Origin of the sequence: Cellulomonas denverensis, from assembly GCF_012396125.1 — a bacterium.
Classification (GTDB): Bacteria; Actinomycetota; Actinomycetes; order Actinomycetales; family Cellulomonadaceae; genus Cellulomonas; species Cellulomonas denverensis.
Genome location: NZ_JAAXOX010000013.1, coordinates 1 through 20210 on the forward strand (window position 1 = coordinate 1; position 20210 = coordinate 20210).

Here is a 20210-nt window from a genome sequence, read left to right on the forward strand (position 1 = left end):
TCGAGAGCGGTGGTGGTGGGGTGGGCGTCGTTCACGGGTCCACGGTGCGCCTGGTGCATGGCCCCGCGGAACGCCGAATCCGCTGGCACCCCCTAGCCTGAGGCTATGCCCGACCCGCAGGATCTGCCCGAGGCCCCGACCACCCGGGGCCGGATCCCGCTGGCGGCCCTCGATCTGCTGGACGCCGTCGCCACCCACGGGTCGCTGACCGCCGCGGCCGCCGCGCTCGGGATCGCGCAGCCGTCGGTCAGTGCCGGCCTGCGCCGCCTGGAGCGCCGGACCGGGCTGACCCTGCTGGACCGGTCGGCGACCGGCACCCGGCTGACTGCGGCCGGCGAGGCGGTGCTGGCCCGTGGCCGGGCGGTGCTGTCCGCGTCGGACGCGCTGGAACGCGAGGTGGCCGAGCTCCGGCAGGGCGACCGGGTGCGGCTGGCCGCGAGCCTGAGCATCGCGGAGTACCTGGTGCCGGTGTGGCTGGCCGGACGGTCACCGGAGGCGCCGACCGTGGAGCTCACCGTGGCGAACTCCCGGGACGTGATGGCCGCGGTGCTGGACGGCCGGGCCGACCTGGGGTTCGTCGAGGGCCCGCGGGTGAGCGACGGACTGCGGCAGCGGGTGGTCGGCGAGGACCAGCTGCTGGTGGTGGTCGTCCCGGGCCACCCGTGGGCCGGGCGCGCGGAACCGCTGGACGCGGCGACCCTGGCGGCCGGTCCGCTGGCGGTGCGCGAGGAGGGTTCGGGCACCCGGGAGGTCCTGGAGGAGGCACTGTCGGCGGCAGGCGTCACGCTCGGCAGGTCGGTGCACCAGCTCGGCTCCACCTCGGCGGTGAAGACGATGGTGCGCACCGGGCGGATCGCCGCGGTGCTGTCGCAGCTCACGGTCGCGGACGAGCTGGCCCGCGGGGAGCTGGTGGCGGTGCCGACGGCGGTGGATCTGCGGCGCCGGCTCCGGATGGTCTGGTCGGCGGGCCGTCAGCCCTCGGCGGCGGCCCGGGAGTTGGCCGCGGAGGTGGTCGCCGCGACCGGCGGGTGAAGGGGATCACCGGGGACGGGCCGCGCACCTCGGCCCATCCCGGTGTGGTCGACGTCGTACCGGCAGGGGGTGCCGGTGCGAGGTCAGCGGATGCCTGCGGCCTTGGCCCAGGCGACTGCCTCGGTCCGGGTGGAGACGCCGATCTTGCGGTAGACGCTCCGGACCTGGGACTTCACGGTGTTGCGGGTGACGAAGAGCCGACGCGCGATGTCCTCGAGCGTGACGTCCTCGGTCAGTTCGGCCAGCACGATCCGCTCACGGGTGGTCAGCGGTTCGCCGAAGATGTCGCTCCGGGTGTTCGGGGCGATCTCCATCGTGGTCATCGTTCCTCCGGTGGGTGACGAGGCGCGGCTGCGGGGGGTCCAGCGGCCGTCTACCGGTTGTGATCGGCAATAGTGCGCGCCCACCACGGGTTTCCCGAAGAACCCCGACCCCGCGAGGTCAGGGCATTCCGGGCATATCACCCACGATTCTGGGTCCGAAGTCCCAGGTCACTCCCGGGGAAACGCTTCCCGCCCCACCGGGTGAAGACCACCCGTTCGGACCAGCGCCCCATCTCGCCCCCCGAACACCCCCGGTGCCCCGCCGAACAGCAGCGACGCTCCCGCCGAGTTCGTGACTCCCGCCACGACCTCGGCAGCCGGGCTGCCGATGTGGGCGCAGGAGTCACGAACTCAGCAGCCGGGCCGCCGATCTGGCCGCAGGAGTCAGGAGGCAGCCGGGTCAGCCGGCCGCGAGCGCCGCGTACTCCTCCGCGCTGAGCAGCGCCCCGGTCGACTCGACCTCGACCTTGATCAGCCAGCCCGCGCCGTAGGGGTCGGAGTTGACCACCGACGGCTCGTCGACCGCGGCCTGGTTCACCTCGGTGACCGTGCCGGTGACCGGGGAGAACAGCTCGGACACCGACTTGGTGGACTCCACCTCACCGATCACCGCGCCCGCACTGATCGCCGCGCCGACCTCGGGCAGCTCCAGGTAGACGATGTCGCCCAGCGCGTCCGCGGCGGTGGCGGTGATGCCGACGGTCGCCGGGCTGCCCGCGTCGATCCACTCGTGCTCGGCGGTGTACTGCAGATGGGTGGGGGTCTGGCTCATGTCGGGCTCCTCAGGACTGGGATCGGCGGTAGAAGGGCAGGGCGACCACGCGCACCGGCTCGCGGCGGCCGCGGATGTCGACGGCCAGCTCGGTGCCCGGGGCACTGACCTCGGGGCTGACGTAGGCCATCGCCACCGGCACGCCCAGCGTGGGCGACGGGGCACCGGAGGTGACCTGGCCGATGGTGACCGCGTCGTCGGCAGTGGACATCACCACCGGATAGCCGTGCCGGGCGGCGCGGCGACCGGAGCCGACCAGCCCCACCAGCACCCGGGACGGGTTGGCATGCGCCCGGGACGCCAGGGCAGCCCGGCCGACGAACGGCAGCGGCGTACCGTCGGCGTCCACCTTGTCCAGCTTCACCACCCGGCCGAGCCCGGCGTCGTGCGGCGCGGTGGTGCGGTCCAGCTCGTTGCCGTACAGCGGCATCCCGGCCTCCAGCCGCAGGCTGTCCCGCGCGGCCAGCCCGGCAGGCACCAGCCCGTGCGACTGTCCGGCGGCCAGGATCGTGCGCCACAGCCCCGGCGCCCGGTCGGCGGGCACGAACAGCTCGAAGCCGTCCTCGCCGGTGTACCCGGTGCGGGCGACCAGGGCGTCCACCCCGCCGACGGTGGCCGGCACCGAGGCGTAGTACTTCAGCTCCCGGACCGCGTCGGCCTGCGCGGGGTCGGTCAGCCCGACGACGATCTCCGCCGCGGCCGGGCCCTGCACCGCGATCAGCGCGGTCTCCCGCGACCGGTCGGTCAGCACCGCGTCGAAGCCGTCGATCCGCTCGGTCAGCGCCTCGGCGACCACGGCGGCGTTCGCGGCATTGGCGACCACCAGGTACGACTCGTCGGCCAGCCGGTAGACGATCAGGTCGTCGATGATCCCGCCGTCCTCGGCCACGATCATGGTGTAGCGCGCCCGGCCCACCGCCAGCGCGGTCAGGTTGCCGACCAGGGCGTAGTCCAGTGCCGCGCCGGCCCCCGGACCGTCCAGGTGCAGCTCGCCCATGTGCGACAGGTCGAACAGTCCCGCGGCGGTGCGCACCGCCTGGTGTTCGGCCAGGTCGGAGCTGTAGCGCAGCGGCATCGACCAGCCGGCGAACGGCACCAGCGTGGCCCCGAGCGCGACGTGCTCGTCGTTCAGCGGGGACTCGATGATCGTCACAGGCTGGCTCCTTCGGCGTAGGCCTCGATCGGCGGGCAGGCACAGATCAGGTTGCGGTCCCCGCGGGCGCCGTCGATCCGGCGGACCGGCGGCCAGTACTTGGCACCGCGCAGGGCGGCCACCGGGTACGCCGCCAGCTCCCGGCCATAGGCATGGTCCCAGACATCGGCGGTGACCGCGGCGGCGGTGTGCGGGGCGCCCCGCAGCGGGGAGTCGGCCAGCGGCCACCGGCCGGCGGCGACCGCGTCGATCTCGCCCCGGATCGCGACCAGCGCGTCGACGAACCGGTCCAGCTCGGCCAGGTCCTCGCTCTCGGTCGGCTCGACCATCAGCGTGCCGGCCACCGGGAAGGACAGCGTCGGGGCGTGGAAGCCGTAGTCCATCAGCCGCTTGGCCACGTCCTCGGCGGTCACCCCGGTCTCCTTGGTGACCGCCCGCAGGTCGAGGATGCACTCGTGCGCGACCAGCCCGGCCGGGCCGGTGTAGAGCACCGGGAAGTGGTCGGTGAGCCGGGCGGCCAGGTAGTTCGCCGACGCCACCGCGGTCTGGGTGGCCCGGCGCAGTCCGTCGGCGCCCATCAGTGCGACGTAGGCCCAGCTGATCGGCAGGATCCCGGCCGACCCGAACGGCGCGGCGGACACCATCCCCGCGGCACCCGGCTCGACCGGCGGCAGGTGCGGCACCAGGTGCTCGGCCACCCCGATCGGCCCGGCGCCCGGACCGCCGCCGCCGTGCGGGATGCAGAACGTCTTGTGCAGGTTCAGGTGCGACACGTCGCCGCCGAACTCGCCCGGCCGGGCCAGTCCGACCAGCGCGTTCAGGTTCGCCCCGTCGATGTAGACCTGCCCGCCCGCCTGGTGCACCAGGTCGCAGACCGTGCGGACGTCCTGCTCGTACACCCCGTGCGTGGACGGGTAGGTGATCATGATCGCCGCGACCTCGGGGCCGTGCTGGTCCAGCTTGGCCCGCAGATCGTCCAGCAGGATCGACCCATCCTCGGCGGTGGCGACCACCACCACCCGCATCCCGGCCAACGCAGCCGACGCGGCATTCGTGCCGTGCGCGGACGCCGGGATCAGGCAGACGTCCCGCACCGGCTCACCCTCGACCTGCCGGGCCTCGTGGTAGCCGCGGATCGCCAGCAGCCCGGCGAACTCACCCTGCGCACCCGAGTTCGGCTGCACCGACACCGCGGCGTAGCCGGTGATCTCGGCCAGCCAGCCGGACAGGTCGCCGATCAGCTCGGCGTATCCCGCGGCCTGGTCGGCGGGCACGAACGGGTGCAGTCCGGCGAACTCCGGCCAGGAGATCGACTCCATCTCCACCGTGGCGTTCAGCTTCATGGTGCAGGAGCCGAGCGGGATCATCGTGCGGTCCAGCGCCAGGTCCTTGTCGGACAGCATCCGCAGGTAGCGCAGCATCGCGGTCTCGCTGTGGTGCCGGTGGAACACCGGGTGGGTCAGGTAGGCGCTGGTGCGCGCCAGCTCCGCCGGGATCGCCGAACCCGCTGCGCCCGGTGCCCCCGCGCCGAAGGCCGCCAGCACCGCCTCGATGTGCGCCGGGGTGGTCACCTCGTCGCAGGCGATCTGCACGTGGTCGTCGTCGGTGGCCCACAGGTTGATCCCGCGCTCCAGCGCCGCGGCCAGCACCTCGCGCGCCCGGCCCGGCACCACGGCCCGCACGGTGTCGAAGAACACCGCGTGCTCCACCTCGACCCCCGCGGCCCGCAGCCCGCCGGCCAGGGACACCGCGTGCCCGTGCACCCGCTCGGCGATCGCCCGCAGCCCGTCCGGCCCGTGGTAGACCGCGTACATCGACGCCACGATCGCCAGCAGCGCCTGGGCGGTGCAGATGTTGCTGGTCGCCTTCTCCCGGCGGATGTGCTGCTCGCGGGTCTGCAGCGCCAACCGGTAGGCGGTCGCCCCGTCCGCGTCGATCGACACCCCGACCAGCCGGCCGGGCAGCATCCGCTCCAGGCCGGTGCGCACCGCCAGGTAGGCCGCGTGCGGGCCGCCGTAGAACAACGGCACCCCGAACCGCTGCGAGGAGCCGACCGCGATGTCGGCGCGCAACTCGCCGGGCGGGGTGAGCAGGGTCAGCGACAGCAGATCGGCGGCGACCGTGACCAGCGCGCCCCGCTTCTTGGCGGCGGCGATCAGCGGGCGCAGATCCCGGACCGCCCCGGAGGCACCCGGCGCCTGGACGACCACCCCGACCAGGTCCTGGTCCAGCTCGGGCAGCCCGTCGGTCAGGTCGGCGACCACCAGGCCGAGTCCGGCGGCGTGCGCCCGGCCCTCGGCGACCGCCCGGGTCTGCGGCAGGCAGTCGGCATCCAGCAGCACGACCCCGGCGCGGCCCTTCGCGGCCCGGTGCATCAGGGCGACCGCCTCGGCGACCGCGGTGGCCTCGTCCAGCAGCGACGCATTGGCCACCGGCAGCGCGGTCAGATCCGCCACCACGGTCTGGAAGTTGAGCAGCGCCTCCAGCCGGCCCTGCGCGATCTCCGGCTGGTACGGCGTGTACGCGGTGTACCAGGCCGGCGACTCCAGCACGTTCCGGCGGATCACCGCGGGGGTGATGGTGTCGGAGTAGCCCAGCCCGATCATCTGGGTGTGCACGGTGTTCTTCGCGGCGATCGCCCGCAGGTCGGCCAGCACCTCGGTCTCGGTCCGGGCGGCCGGCAGGTCCAGCGGCCGGGCGGTGCGGATCGTGGCGGGCACCGCGGCGTCGGTCAGCGCGTCCAGGTCGGCGTAGTCGCCGATCGGGGCCAGCAGGGCGGCGGTGTCGGTGCGGCGCGGACCGATGTGCCGGTCGGCGAACTCATCCAGGGTGAAGGTCACGCGGCTGCTCCAAGGGCGGACGGGCGGTAGGCGTCCTCCCCGCTCTGTCATCCGCGCCCGGGGACACGACCTGAGAGTTTTGCCGGTCCGCCGTGGCCCGCACGGGGCCCGGGGCGCGCCGACTTGCACCGTCGGTGGACCGGCGAGCCGGTCGCTTTCCAGAGTTGCCTGGCCACGACGGTACGGGTGCCTGAGAGATTCCCGGGGAGGGTTTGCTCCTTCGGCGCCACCGTGGCGGGTGGGCTCTCCCGCCGTGGTTCGAGCAGCGTGTGAAGTTGTGAGACCGGGCACAGCGTAACCGTCGGCGGAGGATCCGTCTGCCCCCGGACCGGTCGCCGGGTGATCGTCTCCAGGGCGGGCGGCGAGGGTACCCAGTTCGTTGCCACCCGCCTACTCAGATCCGGTCGCGACCGCCGCTTCACCGCACGCCACCCCGACCATGGAGCGTCCCCGTGTGACGCCGCCGCGAGCGCGCCGCCCGCCGCATCCCCGTGATCGGAGCATCCGTGAAGCGCCCCCTGCGAGCCCTGCTCGCCCTCTCGACCACCGTCGCCGTGGCGGGCATCGCCCCCGTCGCCGCCATGGCCGTCGACTCGACGCCGCCCACCGCCAGCACGGGAGTCGTGCAGGAGCGGTGGGGTGACCCGGTGAGCAACGACCTGTTCACCGTCTCCGCGGCCGGGTGGTACGGCGACGCCGCCCTCGGCACCCAGCAGGTGACCGGCGGGGTGATCACCCTGACCGCCAACCGCGACATCACGGTCCGAGAGCACCGGATGCTGAACAACTGGGGCGGCGATCCCGCCCTCCTGGTGGTCCCGCACGCCGGGCTCTGCCCGGGCGACCCGATCAGGACCCAGGTCGAGATGTCGGCCGGCGACACCTGTCAGTTCTGGGCGAGCTTCGGACCGGAGGCCATGGACGAGTGGGGGGCCACCAGCCGGACGCTGCAGTTCTATGCCGAGGCGCCCGACGGAACCACTGCGTCCCAGGAGGTCCGGGTTCAGGTCGGTGTGTCCTACGAGGTCGAGGGCGAACCGCTGGACTTCGGTGAGGTCGTGGTCGGTACCACCTCCGCCCCGCAGTCCTTCACGATCAGCAACACCGGCACCACACCGGTCGACATCGACCTGACCGAGATGACCGCGATCGGCCCGTTCCAGCTCGCCCCGGGTCAGCCGACCACGGTCTCCCTCCTCGCCGGCGACTCCGCCGAGGTCGCGGTGACCTTCACCCCGACCCAGGAGGGCCAGGCCGTGGCCGACGACGAGACCGTCGGGATCGTGCGTCCGGTCAACAGCACCACCGAGGCCCGGACCCCACTGTCGGCGTTCACCGGCACCGGCATCGCCCGCCAGGCCGCGCTGAGCAGCGGCCCGGTCGACTTCGGCACTGTCGACCCGGGCGCCACCACCCAGCGGCCGATCACCGTGACCAACACCGGGCCGGTCCCGCTGGTGCTCACCGCCGACGCGGTGGTCCAGGACGGCTCCGCCGCCACCCCCGAGGACGTGCGGGTCGAGTTGCCCGCCGATGAGGTCGCCCCCGGCGAATCGGTCACCGGCACCGTGACCTGGAACTCGGCCACCGCCGGCTTCGCCTCCAGCGTCCGGATCACCGGCACCGACGCCGACGCCGCGGCGCTCAACGTCCCCGCCGCCACCCCGGTGTCGGAGGTGGTCGCCCTGACCGGTGCGGTCACCGCGACCAACACCCCGGCGCCGACCACCCCGCCGGACACCACGACCGGCACTGCCACCATCACCGCCACCCGGCTGGCCACCACCGGTTCCGGGTCGACCACCTGGGCCCTGACCGCGGCGGCCGGTGCCGTGCTGGCCGGCGTCGCGCTGGTGACCGTACGCCGGATGCGCCGGGCCACCCGCTGACCGCCCCGTGCCCGGCCCGCCGCCCCCGGGGGTGTACGGGCCGGGCACCGGAACTGGGTGGCTGGTGCCGCGGACGCCGGGTGCGGTCACTCAGATCGCCCGACCCGGCGTACTCAGATCACGCGCGAACCGCGGAGCACCCCGCAGACCCACCACACGGCCACCCGCAGCCTGGATCGTCAGCCGTCCGATCTGGAGTCCCCCCGTGAAGCTTCTGCGCGCCCTGGGCACCTTGCTGCTCACCGCAACCCTGACCGTCGCCGCCCCGGCCGCCTTCGCCGCCGACCCGCCGCCCACCACCAGCACCGGCTTCGCCGCCGGGAGCTGGGGCGACCCGATCGACAACGACCTGTTCACCCTCTCCGGGTCGCGCTGGAAGGGCACGGTCGGGATCGGCGCCCCCCGCGCCACCACGTCGGTGCTGACCTTGACCGCCAAGACCGACCTCACGATGCAGCAAGGCACCTGGAGCGACGAGCCCGACGGGATGGCGATCTACCGGTCCGGGACCTGCCCGGCCTCGGTCTGGTCGCAAACCATCACGATGGCCGCCGGTGACACCTGCCAGATCTGGGTCAGCTACGGACCCGACACCACCGACGAGTGGTCCAGCTACATCAGCGGGCTGCACTTCACCGCGACCACCTCCGGCGGGGCGACCGCGTCGGAGTACGTCGGGCTGGAGAACCAGGTGCAGCACGTGCTGCCCGCGGCACCGCTGGACTTCGGCGAGGTCCCGCTCGGGACGACCTCGGCCCCGGGGTCGATCGCGGTACAGAACATCACCCCGGACGAGGTCCGGGTCGAGCTGACCTACCTGACCTCGATGGCACCGTTCCACCTCGCGGACGACCAGCCGGCGACCTTCACCATCCAGCCCGGCGCCACCGCCGACGTCCAGGTCACGTTCACCCCCACGGCGCTGGGCCGGGTCAGCGAGTGGTGGAACACGCTGGCCACCGTCACCACCGTCGGTGGCACCGCCCAGTCCACCCCGCGGCTGTCCGAGTTCATCGGCACCGGCGTCGAGCGCCAGGCGGGCCTGACCGCCGGCCCGGTCGACTTCGGTGAGGTGACCGAAGGCGACACCGTGCAGCAGCCGATCGCCGTGACCAACACCGGCGCGGTGCCGCTGCGGCTGTCCACCGAGGACGTGCAGTCCGCCGGTGCCGAGACAGTCGAGGTCGCACTGCCCACCGATGAGGTCGCCCCCGGTCAGACCGTGACCGGCACGGTGACCTGGCACGGAGCCGGCGACGACCTGGCCGCCACGGTCCGGGTGAACGGCGACGACTCCGGTGCCGCCCCCGCCGCGGTGACCCCCGCAACCACCGCGACCGAGCTGGTGGCCCTGACCGGAACGGTCGCCGCGCCGAGCGCCCCGGAGCCGACCACCCCGCCGACCATCCCGCCGACAGCACCGGAGAAGCCCGCCACACCGGACACCACGACCGGCGCGACCACCGCGACCACGACCCGGCTGGCCATCACCGGTTCCGGCTCGACCGCCTGGATCCTGGGCGTCGCCGCCGGTGCGGTGCTGCTCGGCACCGGCCTGGTCGCCGCGCGCCGGGTGCGCCGGGCGACCCGCTGATCGCCCCCGGCCCGGCCCGCCGCCGCCACGCGCACGGGCCGGGCCGGGCCGGCCGGTCACAGGCACCGGGGAACCGGTGCCGGGCAGCCCGGGTGCGCTTACTCAGATCCGCCGACCCGGCGTACTCAGATCACGCCCGGATCACGGAGCAGCCCTGGGCCGGCCGGCCAACTGCCCGCACCCTGGATCGTCAGCCGTCCGACCAGGAGTCCCCCTGTGAAGCTTGTCCGCGCCCTGGGCACCCTTGTGCTCGCCGCCGCCCTGACCGTCACCGCCCCGGCCGCCTTCGCCGCCGACCCGCCGCCCACCACCAGCACCGGATTCACCCGGGCGGCCTGGACCGAGCCGTCGAGCAACGACCTGTTCGACGTCTCGGGGACCTCGTTCACGGCGACCGCCGGCCTGGGCAGCTCCTCGGCCACCTCCGCGGCGGTCACGATCACGGCCCACCAGGACATCCAGCTGCGATCGTCGGGATGGAACTCCAACGCCGACACCACGGCGTTCCACCGCGCCGGCGCCTGCCCGGACAACGGCTTCATGGTCCAGCTGACCGCCGGTGACGTCTGCCAGTTCTGGTTCACCTTCGGGCCGACCGCCCTGAACACCTGGGGCTCCCAGATCTCCGGCACCACGATGACCGCGACCTCGGTCGCCGACGGCTCCACCGCCGGCACCTACGTGGGCGCGAACCTCACCGCCCTCCACCTGGAGCTCGGCGCCGCGGTCGATTTCGGCCAGGTCGCCGTCGGCAGCACCTCGGCCGCCCGCACCGTCTCGCTGCGCAACATCACCCCGAACCCGGTGGAGATCGACCTGTCGCAGGTGGAGGCCCTGGCCGACTTCGGACTGGCGCCCGGGCAACCGGCCTCGGTCACCGTCCAGCCCGGTGACACCACCGAGGTCGCGGTCACCTTCACTCCCCAACGCACCGGTCTGATCACCGCGGCCGCGTCGGCCCGGCTCACCGTGCACGCGGTCGGCAGCACGGTGACCTCGCTGCCGATCTTCCCCACGCTCAGCGGCACCGGGGTTTCCCGCAGCCTGCTGATGGAGGCGGGCGCGGTCGACTTCGGTGAGGTGGTCCAGGGCGACACCGTGCAGCAGCCCGTGACCATCAGCAACACCGGAAACGTCCCGCTGCGACTCAGCGCCGGGGCGGTCGGCCGGACCGGCACCGGTGAGTCGATCGGCACGGACGAGGTCGAGATCGCGCTACCGACCGACGAGCTCGCCCCGGGCGCGACGGTCGCCGGCACCGTGACCTGGCACCGCGCCCCCGCGGACCTGGACGCCTCGGTCTGGATCCACGGCCTCGACGCGGGCAACCTGACCGACGTCACCAGCCGGCTGATCACACTCACCGGAACCGTCACGGCGCCGGTCGCCCCGCCGACCACGCCGCCGACGGAGCCCGAGCCGGACCCCACCCCCAGCGTCTCCGCGAGCCCGGGCGCACCCGCGAACCCGGGCACCACGACCGGCGGAGCGGATCAGGACGCGGCCACTGCGTCCCCGGTGCTCGCCGTCACCGGTTCGGGCGCCCTGTTCCCGGTCGCTGCCGGCGCCGCGGGTGCCCTGCTGATCGGCGGGCTGCTCCTGATCGCCCGGCGCCGGTCCGCCGGCGTGCCCCTCACAGCTCGCGGGTCATGTACACGCTGAGCGGGTCCGGCCGGTAGTCGGCGAACGGCCCGCACTCGGTGAATCCGTGCCGGGCGTACAACCGGCGCGCGGCGGCGAACTGGTCCTCCGCCCCGGTCTCCAGGCTGACCCGCCGCCAGCCGCGCTCGGCGGCCAGCTCGATCAACCGGGTCAGCATCTCCGCGCCGATCCCGCGGCCCCGGGCGGCCACCGTGGTGCGCATCGACTTCAGTTCGCCGTGCCCGTCGCCCAGGTCCTTCAGCGCCCCGCAGCCGAGCAGCAGGGTGCCGTACCACGCGGTGAGCAGGGTGACCGCCGGGTCGCGCAGCTGGTCCAGGTCCAGGGCGTGCACCGACTCCGGCGGACTGGCCGAGCGCATGTCGGACAGGTGCTCGGCCAGCAGCGCGTGCACCGCGGGCCGGGTCAGGTCGTCGACCTCGATCAGCAGCTCGCTCACCGGGCGTCCTCCAGCCCGGCGGCCCGAACCCGCACCGCGTGCACCGCCTGCAACCGCGCCACCGTGCGGATCAGCAGGCGCTGGCGGCGTTCGGTGGCGGTGAAGGTCACGGTGATCTCGCCCGCACCGTCCTGGGCGTCGGCGGTGCGCAGCGCGTCGAAGGACACCCCGCGGCTGGCGAACACACTGGCCAGCGCCATCAGGGTGCCGGTGCGGTCGTCGCCGGTCAGCTCCATCACCCAGCGGCGTTCCGGCCCGGCGGCCGCCGCCACGGCCAGGCCGGTGGTCGCCCGGCTGCTGCCCGCGTCCCAGCGATCCACCGCGCCACCACCGGGCGCGCCACCGTCCCGGCCCAGCCCCCAGGGCGCCAGCAGCCCGTCGATCCGATCGGCGGAGGCCAGCAGCCGCCGGGCCTCGTCCGGGGCGGGCTCGTCCAGGATCACCCGGGTCCACCCCTCCGGGCCGAGCACCACCGGCACGCCCAGCACGCCGTGCAGTGCCCGCCCGCCGACCGTGACCTCGCCGTCCAGCACCACCTGCCCGGCGACCACGATCTCCCGGCCGTCCAGCACGGTGTCCACCAGGTCCACGGTCGCCGCCGCGGTGGCGGAGGCGGTCTTGGCACCGCTCTGGTGGGTCAGCCACGGCCGGGCGACCGCGCGCAGATCCGGCAGCCAGCCCTCCACCAGCGCGAACGCCCGGTCCGGCCGGTCGGCCATCAGCCCGGCCAGCTCGGTCTGGGCCCCGGTGATCTCGGCGCCGAAGTCGTCCAGCGACCGCCCGGCGCGCAGACCGGCGACCGCCCGGGCCCGTTCCTCCGCGTCCAGTCCGCTGACCCGCACCGTCGACCACAGCGGCACCAGGTCGTCGCCGTGCTGCCCGGCCACGAATCCGCCCACCCGGTGCCGGCGCAGCCCGAGCGAGACCGCGATCTCCCGCCGGAACCGCAGGGTGTCCAGCCAGGCGCCCATCCCGATCACCCGGTGCCGGCCCAGCTCGGCGGCCACCGTGGCCACCGCCAGCTCCACCGGGTTGGAGACCACCACGACGACCTCGTGCCCGGAGCCGTGCTCGGCGATCGCCCGGGCGTAGGCGGCGAACACCTGCTGGTTCTCGGCCGCCAGCGTGGCCCGGTCGGCGACCGCACCGGCGCGGGCGGGGGCGGTCCGGCCCGCGGCGAGCACGATCACGTCCGCGACCACGTCGGCCGGGTCCAGCACCACGTCGATCAGCGGGGCGTGCTCGTCATAGGCGTCGATCAGGTCGGCGCGCAGACCGTAGGACGCCCGGCCGGACGCACCCCCGGGACGGCCGACCAGTTGCAGCCGCGACGTGGTGGGCAGCACCCGCCGTTCGATCAACTGGGCGCAGACCTGCCGCCCCACGTCACCTGTCGCACCCAGCACCGCCACATCCACGTCGAAGGAGGCTAGGGCACGCAGATGTCCGGCGCATGACGCGGCTCACCCGAAGTCGAACAGGTCCTCCAGCCAGGACTCCTTGCGCTTGCGGCGCTTGTCGTACCGCGGGTCGTAGCCACGGTCGTACCGGCGGTCGTCGCGGTAGCCCGGGTCGCGGTAGCCGGGCTCGTAGCCACCGCGCGGGTCGGGCGCGTACCCGGGCTCGGGCGCGTACCGCGGGTCGGGCGGGTAGCCGGGGCCGGGGGCGTACCGCGGATCGGCCGCACGCGGGTCGGCGGCGGGGGCCAGCGGGTCCACCGGCAGGCCGGGGGCCGGGGCACCGGAGGCGCGCTCCAGGATCTTGTCGAGCTCACCGCGGTCCAGCCAGATCCCCCGGCAGGACGGGCAGTAGTCGATCTCGATCCCCTGGCGCTCGGACATCACCAGCTCGGCGCCGTCGGTGGGACACCTCATGTCGGACTCCTCGTCGTCGTGTGCGGAACTTCAACGTCCGGCCCGGTGGACCGGTTCCCGTCAGAGCGTCTGCTGCCAGGCCACGATCCGGTCCACCGCCTCGGCCACCACCGCCGGCGAGGAGGCGAAGGACAGCCGCACCCAGTCCGCCCCGTGTGCCGGGTCGAAGTCGGTGCCGGGGGTCAGCGCCACCCCCGCCTCGTCCAGCGCCCGGGCGCACCACTCGGGCGAGGCCAGACCGGTGCCGGACACGTCCGCGTAGACGTAGAACGCCCCGTCGGCCGGTGCCACCCGGGACCAGCCGAGCTCCGGCAACCGGTCCAGCACCAGCTGCCGGCTGGCCGCGTACTGCACGACATTCGCCTGCGCGGCCGCGTAGCCCTCCGGGCTGAACGCGGCGACCCCGGCGTGCTGCGCCAGGGCCGGTGGGCAGAGCGCGACGTTCCCGGCCAGGGCGTCCACCGGTCCGGCCAGGTCCTCCGGCAGCAGCAACCAGCCCAGTCGCCACCCGGTCATCGCCCAGTACTTGGAGAACGAGTTCACCACCACCGCCCCACCGTCCAGCGCGCCCGCGGCGGTCGGGGCGCCCGGTGCGGGCTCGGCCGGGGCCGGGTAGGTGATGCCGTGGTAGATCTCGTCCGACACCAACCGCACCCCGTTCGCCGCGCACCACTCGGTGAGCTCCGCCAGGGCCGCCGGGTCGATCAGCGTGCCGGTCGGGTTCGCCGGGCCGGCGACCACCAGGCCGCTCACCGGCGGGTCCAGCGCCGCCAGCTGCTGCACCGTCGGCTGGTACCGGGTCTCCGGGCCGCAGTCCAGGTCGACCACCTCGCAGCCCAGCGCCCGCAGGATGTTCGCGTACGCCGGGTAGCCGGGCCGGGCCAGCGCCACCCGGTCGCCCACGTCGAAGGCCGCCAGGAACGCCAGCATGAACCCGCCCGACGACCCGGTGGTCACCGCGACCCGTGCCGGATCCACCTCCACGTCGTACCAGCGCCGGTAGTGCGCGGCGATCTCCGCCCGCAGCGCCGGGGCACCCAGCGACTCGGTGTAGCCCAGGTCCCCGCCGGACAGCAGGTCCACCGCCCGGCGCCGCACCACCTCCGACGCCCCGGTCGACGGCTCCCCGGCGCACAGGTTCAGCACCGACGCTCCGGCGGCCCGGCGGGCGTTCGCGGCGGCCAGGATGTCCATCACCGCGAACGGCGGCACGTGGGAACGCTGAGAGACCTTCATCACCCCATCGTGCCGTCGGCCCGTGGCGCCACGCATCCCCCAGGACAGGTGTCGGACCCCCGGGCTACGGTCCCCCACATGCCCACCCTCAGCCGCCCCCGTGCCGACCTCGACTACTCCGTCCGCCGCACCGGTGACGGACCGGTGGTGGTCACCGCGCACGGCCTGACCTCCAGCCGGGCGATGGCCGCGGCCGAGGGACTGTTCGACTGGTCGGCGCTCGGGGCCGGCGGGACGCTGGTCGAGTACGACGCCCGGGGCCACGGCGGCTCCACCGGTGCGCCGGTCCCCGCCGACTACACCTGGTCCGCCCAGGCCGGCGACCTGTTGGCCCTGATCGACCAGGTCAGCCCGGACGCCCCGGTGGACGCCGTCGGTGCGTCGATGGGCACCGCCACCGTGCTGTGGGCCGCCGCGCTGCGCCCCGACCGGTTCCGCCGCCTGGTGCTCACCATCCCGCCGACCGCCTGGGACACCCGGGCCGCCCAGGCCGACACCTACCAGGCGGACGCCCGCTCGGTGGAGCAGCACGGCCTCGGCCCCTGGGTGCGCGCCGCCGCCGCGACCCCCGGCCCGGCGGTGCTGGACGGACTGGACTTCGACCCGGAGCCCTCGGTGCCCGCCGACGTGCTGCCCAGCGTGCTGCGCGGCGCCGGGGCCAGCGACCTGCCCGACCCCGCCGTGCTCGCCCGTCTCCCGCACCCCGCGCTGCTGCTGCCCTGGACCACCGACCCCGGTCACCCGGTCTCCACCGCCGGTGCACTGGCCCGGATCCTGCCCGGCGCGCAGCTGGAGGTGGCGGCGGACCTCACCGCGATCCGCGGCTGGGGGGCGCGCGCGGCGGCGTTCCTGGCCTGACCGGTCAGCGCGGGTCAGAAGGGCTGTCCCGGCTGACGACACCTGACTAGGGTCAGCCCGGGCGACGAGGCCCACCCAGCACCTCGGAGGCAGCATGATCGGGTTGAAACCGTGGCACATCGTGGCGGCGGTGATCGTCATCCTGATCGTGGCGGGAGTGGTCTGGCTGATCCGGGCCACCACCCGGGCGGCCGGCGAACGGCGCCCACGCCAGTAGGAGGACGCCCCCGGCACTCAGCCCTCGAGCGCCGACCTGACGTGCTCGACCACCCCGTCGGCCGCCGCCTCGATCTCGTCCAGGCACAGCTCGAAGTTCTCCGGCCCGCCGTACCAGGGGTCGTCCACGTCCAACAGGTGCTCGGAGTCCCGGTCGGTCACCTCGGGCGCGGCCGGGTCGAAGGACCGGTACATCACCACCGGCGCCTGGCCACCGCCGATCCGGCGCAGCGCCCGGGCGTGCGAGGCGGTCATCGCCAGCACCAGGTCGCGGTGGGCCAGGTCGTCCGGGCGGACCTGCCGGGCGGCCCGGTGCGGCACCGGGTAACCGCGGGCGGCGAGGGCGGCCCGGGCGCGGCGGTCGATCGGGTTGCCGTGCTCCTCGTCGCTGACCCCGGTGGAGTCGACCACCACCCGGTCGGCCAGCCCGGCCCGTTCCAGCCGGTCCCGCAGCACCACCTCGGCCATCGGGGATCGGCAGATGTTGCCGGTGCAGACGGTCATGATCCGGTAGGGCTCGGTCACGTCGTTCCTCTCCTGGTCCAGCGCAGCAGCACTCCGCTGCCGCCGTCGAAGTCGATCCCGGCGAACCGGGCGGCCCGGCCCAGCTCGGTGAAGCCCGCCCGTCGGTGCAGGTCGAGCGAGGCACCGTTGCGGGCGTTGATCACGCTGTGCACCGCTCCGTCCTCGCCGGCGAGCAGTCCGGCCAGCAGCCGGTCGCCGATCCCGCGCCGCCGGGCGCCGGGCGCGACGGTCAGCGCGGAGACGTACCGGCCGTCGGGCGCGTCGGTCAGCCCGGTCCACGGCCCGAGCATCGCCCAGCCGAGCACGGCGGGGTCGTCCGGCCGGTCGGCGACCAGCACTCGCCAGGTGTGGTCGGTCAGCCGTGCCGCGAGTCGCTCGGCGAACGCCGCCGGCACCCCGCCCCGGGACTCCGCCACCGCGACGATGCCGGGCAGGTCCGCGCCGGTCGCCGGTCGTAGCCGGATGTCCGGGTCCGGCACTCCCCGGTCTCCGGGGCGGTAGGACGCGAACATCGACACCCACCCATCGTGGCATCCCGGGCGAGCGGCACGCTCAGCCGGTGATCGGGCGGCGCGCGTCGAGTTCGATCAGCAGGGTGTCGAGCGCGGCCCGGCCGGCCGGTGACAGGCCGGCGCGGAACTCGTCGTCCAGCGCGGCGGCGGTCCGGGCGCCGGTGGCGAGCAGGTCGCGGCCCCGGTCGGTGAGCTCGATCAGCTGGACCCGGCGGTCGGTGGTGCTGCGGGTGCGCCGGACGGCGTCGAGTTCGATCAGCCCGTCGACCAGCGAGACGACCAGGCTCGGCGCGACCTGCATCCGGTCGGCGATCTCCCGTTGCGAGCGGGCGAGCCCGGCATCCACCACCGCCAGCAGGCCGACCTGTTTGTGGCTGAGACCGAGCGGGGTGATCCGGTCAGCGAAGGCCCGGGTCAGCCGCGACCCCGCCACCCCCATCCGGAAGCACGCCGCGGCCAGGATCGCCTCCCCGTTGACCTCACTCATGCCGCCAACGCTATCATCACTGAATCATTCACTACTGAACGATAGTCAGGAGAACGATCATGGTCCGGTGGCTGGCCGCACTGAACACCCTGGCGGCACTCTCCTCGGCGGGCTTCGGTGTCGCCGCACTGCTCCGGCCCGGCCTGATCGCACCCTCGGGCCAGGACACGTCCTCCCGGTTCTACCCGGCGATGTACGCCGCCCGCGCGATCCCGCTCGGCCTGGCGGTGGCGGTGGCGGTCTGGCTGACGCCGGCGCCCACCTTCCTGGTGCTGCTGCTCGTGGCGGCGATCGTGGCCCAGCTCGGCGACATCGCGATCGGCGTGGCCTACCGGGTGCCCGGGATGATCGCCGGCCCGGTGATCGCGGTGCTCTGCCACGGCGCGGCCGTCGTGGTGACCGCCTGGTAGTCCCGACCCACGAACACCGGGCCCGCTTCCCGGCGCGCCGCCCGCACCGGCCCGCTACCGTCGCCGCATGGACGACCTGATCGTGGTGACCGGCGCCTCCGGCCGGGTGGGACGACGACTGGCGGTGCGGCTGGCCGCCGAGGGCGCGCACCAGCGGCTGGTGGTGCGCACCGCGGACCGGGCACCCCGGCTGCCCGGCACCGAGACCGAGGTGGCGCTCAGCCCCGGGTACTCGGACCTCGACTCGATGCGGGCGGCCTTCACCGGGGCACAGACCGTGTTCCTGACCTCCGGCCGGGAGGACGCCGACCGGGTCGCGCAGCACCGCGCCGCCGTGGACGCCGCGGTCGACGCCGGGGTGCAGCGGATCGTCTACCTGTCCTTCATGGGCGCCGCCCCGGACGCGACCTTCACCTTCGCCCGGGACCACTGGGCCACCGAGGAGCACATCCGCGCCAGCGGGCTGCACTTCACTTTCCTGCGCGACTGCCTCTACCACGACGCGATTGCGCACTTCGTGGGCGAGGACGACGTGATCCGGGGCCCGGCCGGCGACGGGCTGGTCGCCGCGGTGTCGCACGACGACGTCGCCGATGTCGCCACCGCCGCACTGCTCGCCGCGGACCTGCACCCCTTCGACGGGGCCACCCTGGACGTCACCGGCCCCACCGGGTACTCGCTGGCCGAGGCCGCGCAGGTGCTCAGCCGCGCCACCGGCCGCACGATCAGCTACTGGCCGGAGACCCTGGACGAGGCGTACGCGTCCCGGGCGGTCTACGACGCACCGCATTGGGCGGTCGACGGGTGGGTGTCGTCCTACGCGGCGATCGCCGCCGGCGAGCTGGCCCAGGTGGCACCCACGGTGAAGCGGCTGACCGGCCGGCCCGCGCAGTCCTTCGCCGAGTGGCTGGACCTCAACCCCGGCGACTGGGCGCACCTGCGGCGGTGAGCCTCACTCCCGGGCGGTCAGCACCACCGGGCCGTCGGCGGTGATCGCCACGGTGTGCTCGGCATGGGCGGCCAGCGAGCCGTCGGCGGTGCGGATCGTCCAGCCGTCCGGGTCGACCGTGTAGCCGTCCCCGCCGGCCATGAACCACGGCTCGATCGCGATCACCAGGCCCGGCCGGAGCGTGAGCCCGCTGCGGCGGCGGCCGGCGTTCGGCACATGCGGCTCCTCGTGCATGGTGCGGCCCACGCCGTGCCCGCCGAAGTCGGTGTTGATGCCGTAGCCCGCCGCGTGGCCGACCTTGCCGATCGCCGCGGAGATGTCGCCCATCCGGTTGCCGGGCCGGGCCTGGGCGATCCCGGCCGCCAGCGCCTCCTCGGTGACCGCGATCAGGCGCTGGGCCGCCGGGTCGGGGGTGCCGAGCTGGAAGGTGAGCGCGGAGTCGGCGACCCAGCCCTCGACCTCGGCGGCGAAGTCGATGCTGAGCACGTCACCGTCGCCGAGCACCCGGTCCGAGGGCAGGCCGTGCAGGGCGGCATCGTTGACGCTGGTGCACAGCACCCCGGGATACGGCATCGCGCCGAAGGAGGGGTGGTAGCCCAGGTAGACCGAGCGGGCACCGGCCTCGTCGATCATCCGGTGGGCATGGGAGTCCAGGTCCCGCAGCGTCATGCCGACCCGGGCGACCTCGCGCAGGCTGGTCAGCACACCGGCGACGAACCGCCCGGCGGTGCGCATCTGGTCGATCTCGGCGGGGGTCTTCAGGGCCACCTCGCCACCCTGCCACATCCGGGCAGGCAACAGCCCGTGGGCCGGACCCTTGATCAGGGGGTCCCGCCGCGAGGGACGAGTTCGCGGCTCCCACGGGCTGCGGTGACTGCCTGGGATTCGCCGGTTGCCCGCCCGATGCGGGGACCAGCGGAACGGCAATCCGTCCGAGGTACTCGGGCGACTAGCGGACAGTCACCTCACGCGTCCAAGAAGACTTCATTTCTCGGATCACCTCCTTCCGGTGTGCGACAGACGCTACGACCGGTGACCGCCCGGGGCCAAGGGTTTTATCCGATGATCCGGGCCACGCCGCGTTCCAGCAGGTAGCCCCGGCCCCGGAGGGTGCGGATCCAGGCCGGGTGGTCGCGGCCGTCGCCGAGTTTGCGGCGCAGGTTGGCCAGGTGGACCTCGATGCTGCGCCGGGCGGCCGGGCCGGGATCACCGCCGAGCGGCGCGGCGCCGAGCAGCCGGGCCAGATCGTCCTTGGACACCGGACGACCCGGGCGGCGGGCCAGCGCGAGCAGCAGGTCGAACTCGCTGCGGGTCAGGTGCACCGGCCGGCCGTGGACGTGCACCCGCCGGGCAGGGATGTCCACCAGCAGCGCGGACTCCCCTCGATCCGCGCCGGTGACCGCCTCGGTCGCCATTCCTGCACGGTAGGGCGGGTGCGACCG

The 20210-nt window shown here is 74.3% G+C and carries 21 protein-coding genes and 1 riboswitch; of the genes, 8 read left to right on the top strand and 13 right to left on the bottom strand.

Annotation, left to right across the window (positions count from 1 at the left end):
* Positions 1–105: 105 nt before the first annotated feature.
* Entirely contained in the window at positions 106–1032 is a 927-nt protein-coding gene (locus HGA03_RS16155; RefSeq protein ID WP_168631336.1) for a LysR family transcriptional regulator, read from the top strand.
* An 83-nt stretch (positions 1033–1115) separates the two neighbouring features.
* On the opposite strand, the gene HGA03_RS16160 is transcribed toward HGA03_RS16155, so the two are convergent.
* The 4 genes from HGA03_RS16160 to gcvP all read right to left on the bottom strand — a co-directional run bounded on the left by HGA03_RS16160 (position 1116) and on the right by gcvP (position 6120).
* Positions 1116–1355 carry a helix-turn-helix domain-containing protein gene (locus tag HGA03_RS16160; protein ID WP_168631337.1) on the bottom strand — a complete coding sequence of 80 codons (240 nt, stop codon included), beginning with the start codon at positions 1353–1355 and terminating at the stop codon, positions 1116–1118.
* A gap of 400 nt (positions 1356–1755) precedes the next feature.
* Positions 1756–2127: a glycine cleavage system protein GcvH gene (gcvH, locus tag HGA03_RS16165; protein WP_168631338.1), complete on the bottom strand. Its 372-nt coding sequence runs from the start codon at positions 2125–2127 to the stop codon at positions 1756–1758.
* Positions 2128–2137: 10 nt separating this feature from the next.
* Positions 2138–3280 (bottom strand): glycine cleavage system aminomethyltransferase GcvT, encoded by a 1143-nt coding sequence (gene gcvT, locus HGA03_RS16170; protein WP_168631339.1) that lies wholly within the window; start codon positions 3278–3280, stop codon positions 2138–2140.
* On the bottom strand, positions 3277–6120 hold the full coding sequence (gene gcvP / locus HGA03_RS16175) for an aminomethyl-transferring glycine dehydrogenase (RefSeq protein WP_308439745.1): 2844 nt from the start codon (positions 6118–6120) through the stop codon (positions 3277–3279). Before gcvP ends, gcvT begins: the two co-directional genes overlap by 4 nt.
* Positions 6121–6288: 168 nt before the next feature.
* A riboswitch (glycine riboswitch) is annotated at positions 6289–6381 on the bottom strand.
* A gap of 245 nt (positions 6382–6626) precedes the next feature.
* Here gcvP and HGA03_RS16180 point away from each other — a divergent pair.
* The 3 genes from HGA03_RS16180 to HGA03_RS16190 all read left to right on the top strand — a co-directional run bounded on the left by HGA03_RS16180 (position 6627) and on the right by HGA03_RS16190 (position 11265).
* Positions 6627–8009 (top strand): choice-of-anchor D domain-containing protein, encoded by a 1383-nt coding sequence (locus HGA03_RS16180; protein ID WP_168631341.1) that lies wholly within the window; start codon positions 6627–6629, stop codon positions 8007–8009.
* A 205-nt stretch (positions 8010–8214) separates the two neighbouring features.
* Entirely contained in the window at positions 8215–9603 is a 1389-nt protein-coding gene (locus tag HGA03_RS16185) for a choice-of-anchor D domain-containing protein (RefSeq protein WP_168631342.1), read from the top strand.
* 216 nt (positions 9604–9819) lie between these two features.
* A complete protein-coding gene (locus HGA03_RS16190) occupies positions 9820–11265 on the top strand; it encodes a choice-of-anchor D domain-containing protein (protein WP_168631343.1) in 1446 nt (481 codons plus the stop codon).
* Here HGA03_RS16190 and HGA03_RS16195 read toward each other — a convergent pair.
* From HGA03_RS16195 to HGA03_RS16210, 4 genes are read right to left on the bottom strand one after another with little or no spacing between them, the layout of a single operon-like run.
* Positions 11237–11692, bottom strand: coding sequence for a GNAT family N-acetyltransferase (locus tag HGA03_RS16195; protein WP_239073519.1), 456 nt, complete (start codon positions 11690–11692; stop codon positions 11237–11239). The two genes, HGA03_RS16190 and HGA03_RS16195, sit on opposite strands and share 29 nt — an antisense overlap.
* Positions 11693–11697: 5 nt before the next feature.
* The gene (locus HGA03_RS19465; RefSeq protein WP_168631344.1) at positions 11698–13119 is read right to left on the bottom strand and encodes a lactate/malate family dehydrogenase; all 1422 of its coding nucleotides are present in this window, start codon (positions 13117–13119) and stop codon (positions 11698–11700) included.
* A 45-nt stretch (positions 13120–13164) separates the two neighbouring features.
* Positions 13165–13575 carry a TFIIB-type zinc ribbon-containing protein gene (locus tag HGA03_RS16205; protein ID WP_168631345.1) on the bottom strand — a complete coding sequence of 137 codons (411 nt, stop codon included), beginning with the start codon at positions 13573–13575 and terminating at the stop codon, positions 13165–13167.
* A gap of 60 nt (positions 13576–13635) precedes the next feature.
* Complete coding sequence (locus HGA03_RS16210; protein ID WP_203767283.1) at positions 13636–14811, bottom strand: aminotransferase class I/II-fold pyridoxal phosphate-dependent enzyme; 1176 nt, start codon at positions 14809–14811, stop codon at positions 13636–13638.
* Between the two features lie 78 nt (positions 14812–14889).
* Here HGA03_RS16210 and HGA03_RS16215 point away from each other — a divergent pair, with 78 nt between their 5' ends.
* Together HGA03_RS16215 and HGA03_RS19470 are read left to right on the top strand one after the other, a co-directional pair.
* Positions 14890–15669 carry an alpha/beta fold hydrolase gene (locus HGA03_RS16215; protein WP_168631347.1) on the top strand — a complete coding sequence of 260 codons (780 nt, stop codon included), beginning with the start codon at positions 14890–14892 and terminating at the stop codon, positions 15667–15669.
* A 94-nt stretch (positions 15670–15763) separates the two neighbouring features.
* Positions 15764–15886: a hypothetical protein gene (locus HGA03_RS19470; RefSeq protein ID WP_275407583.1), complete on the top strand. Its 123-nt coding sequence runs from the start codon at positions 15764–15766 to the stop codon at positions 15884–15886.
* Between the two features lie 17 nt (positions 15887–15903).
* Here HGA03_RS19470 and HGA03_RS16220 read toward each other — a convergent pair whose 3' ends face one another.
* Genes HGA03_RS16220 through HGA03_RS16230 form a run of 3 tightly spaced genes read right to left on the bottom strand, consistent with a single transcriptional unit; the run spans position 15904 to position 17409 of the window.
* The gene (locus HGA03_RS16220) at positions 15904–16410 is read right to left on the bottom strand and encodes a low molecular weight protein-tyrosine-phosphatase (protein ID WP_239073510.1); all 507 of its coding nucleotides are present in this window, start codon (positions 16408–16410) and stop codon (positions 15904–15906) included.
* Positions 16407–16922, bottom strand: a complete 516-nt coding sequence (locus HGA03_RS16225; RefSeq protein ID WP_239073518.1) for a GNAT family N-acetyltransferase — start codon at positions 16920–16922, stop codon at positions 16407–16409. Before HGA03_RS16225 ends, HGA03_RS16220 begins: the two co-directional genes overlap by 4 nt.
* Positions 16923–16962: 40 nt before the next feature.
* Positions 16963–17409 (bottom strand): MarR family winged helix-turn-helix transcriptional regulator, encoded by a 447-nt coding sequence (locus HGA03_RS16230; RefSeq protein ID WP_168631349.1) that lies wholly within the window; start codon positions 17407–17409, stop codon positions 16963–16965.
* 59 nt (positions 17410–17468) lie between these two features.
* On the opposite strand from HGA03_RS16230, the gene HGA03_RS16235 reads away from it, so the two are divergent.
* Both HGA03_RS16235 and HGA03_RS16240 read left to right on the top strand, forming a co-directional pair.
* Positions 17469–17819, top strand: a complete 351-nt coding sequence (locus tag HGA03_RS16235) for a hypothetical protein (protein WP_168631350.1) — start codon at positions 17469–17471, stop codon at positions 17817–17819.
* A gap of 67 nt (positions 17820–17886) precedes the next feature.
* Positions 17887–18768: an NAD(P)H-binding protein gene (locus HGA03_RS16240; RefSeq protein ID WP_168631351.1), complete on the top strand. Its 882-nt coding sequence runs from the start codon at positions 17887–17889 to the stop codon at positions 18766–18768.
* Positions 18769–18771: 3 nt separating this feature from the next.
* On the opposite strand, the gene map is transcribed toward HGA03_RS16240, so the two are convergent.
* Together map and HGA03_RS16250 are read right to left on the bottom strand one after the other, a co-directional pair.
* Positions 18772–19536: a type I methionyl aminopeptidase gene (gene map / locus HGA03_RS16245; protein WP_239073509.1), complete on the bottom strand. Its 765-nt coding sequence runs from the start codon at positions 19534–19536 to the stop codon at positions 18772–18774.
* A gap of 287 nt (positions 19537–19823) precedes the next feature.
* On the bottom strand, positions 19824–20183 hold the full coding sequence (locus HGA03_RS16250) for a winged helix-turn-helix domain-containing protein (protein WP_168631353.1): 360 nt from the start codon (positions 20181–20183) through the stop codon (positions 19824–19826).
* Positions 20184–20210 lie beyond the last annotated feature (27 nt).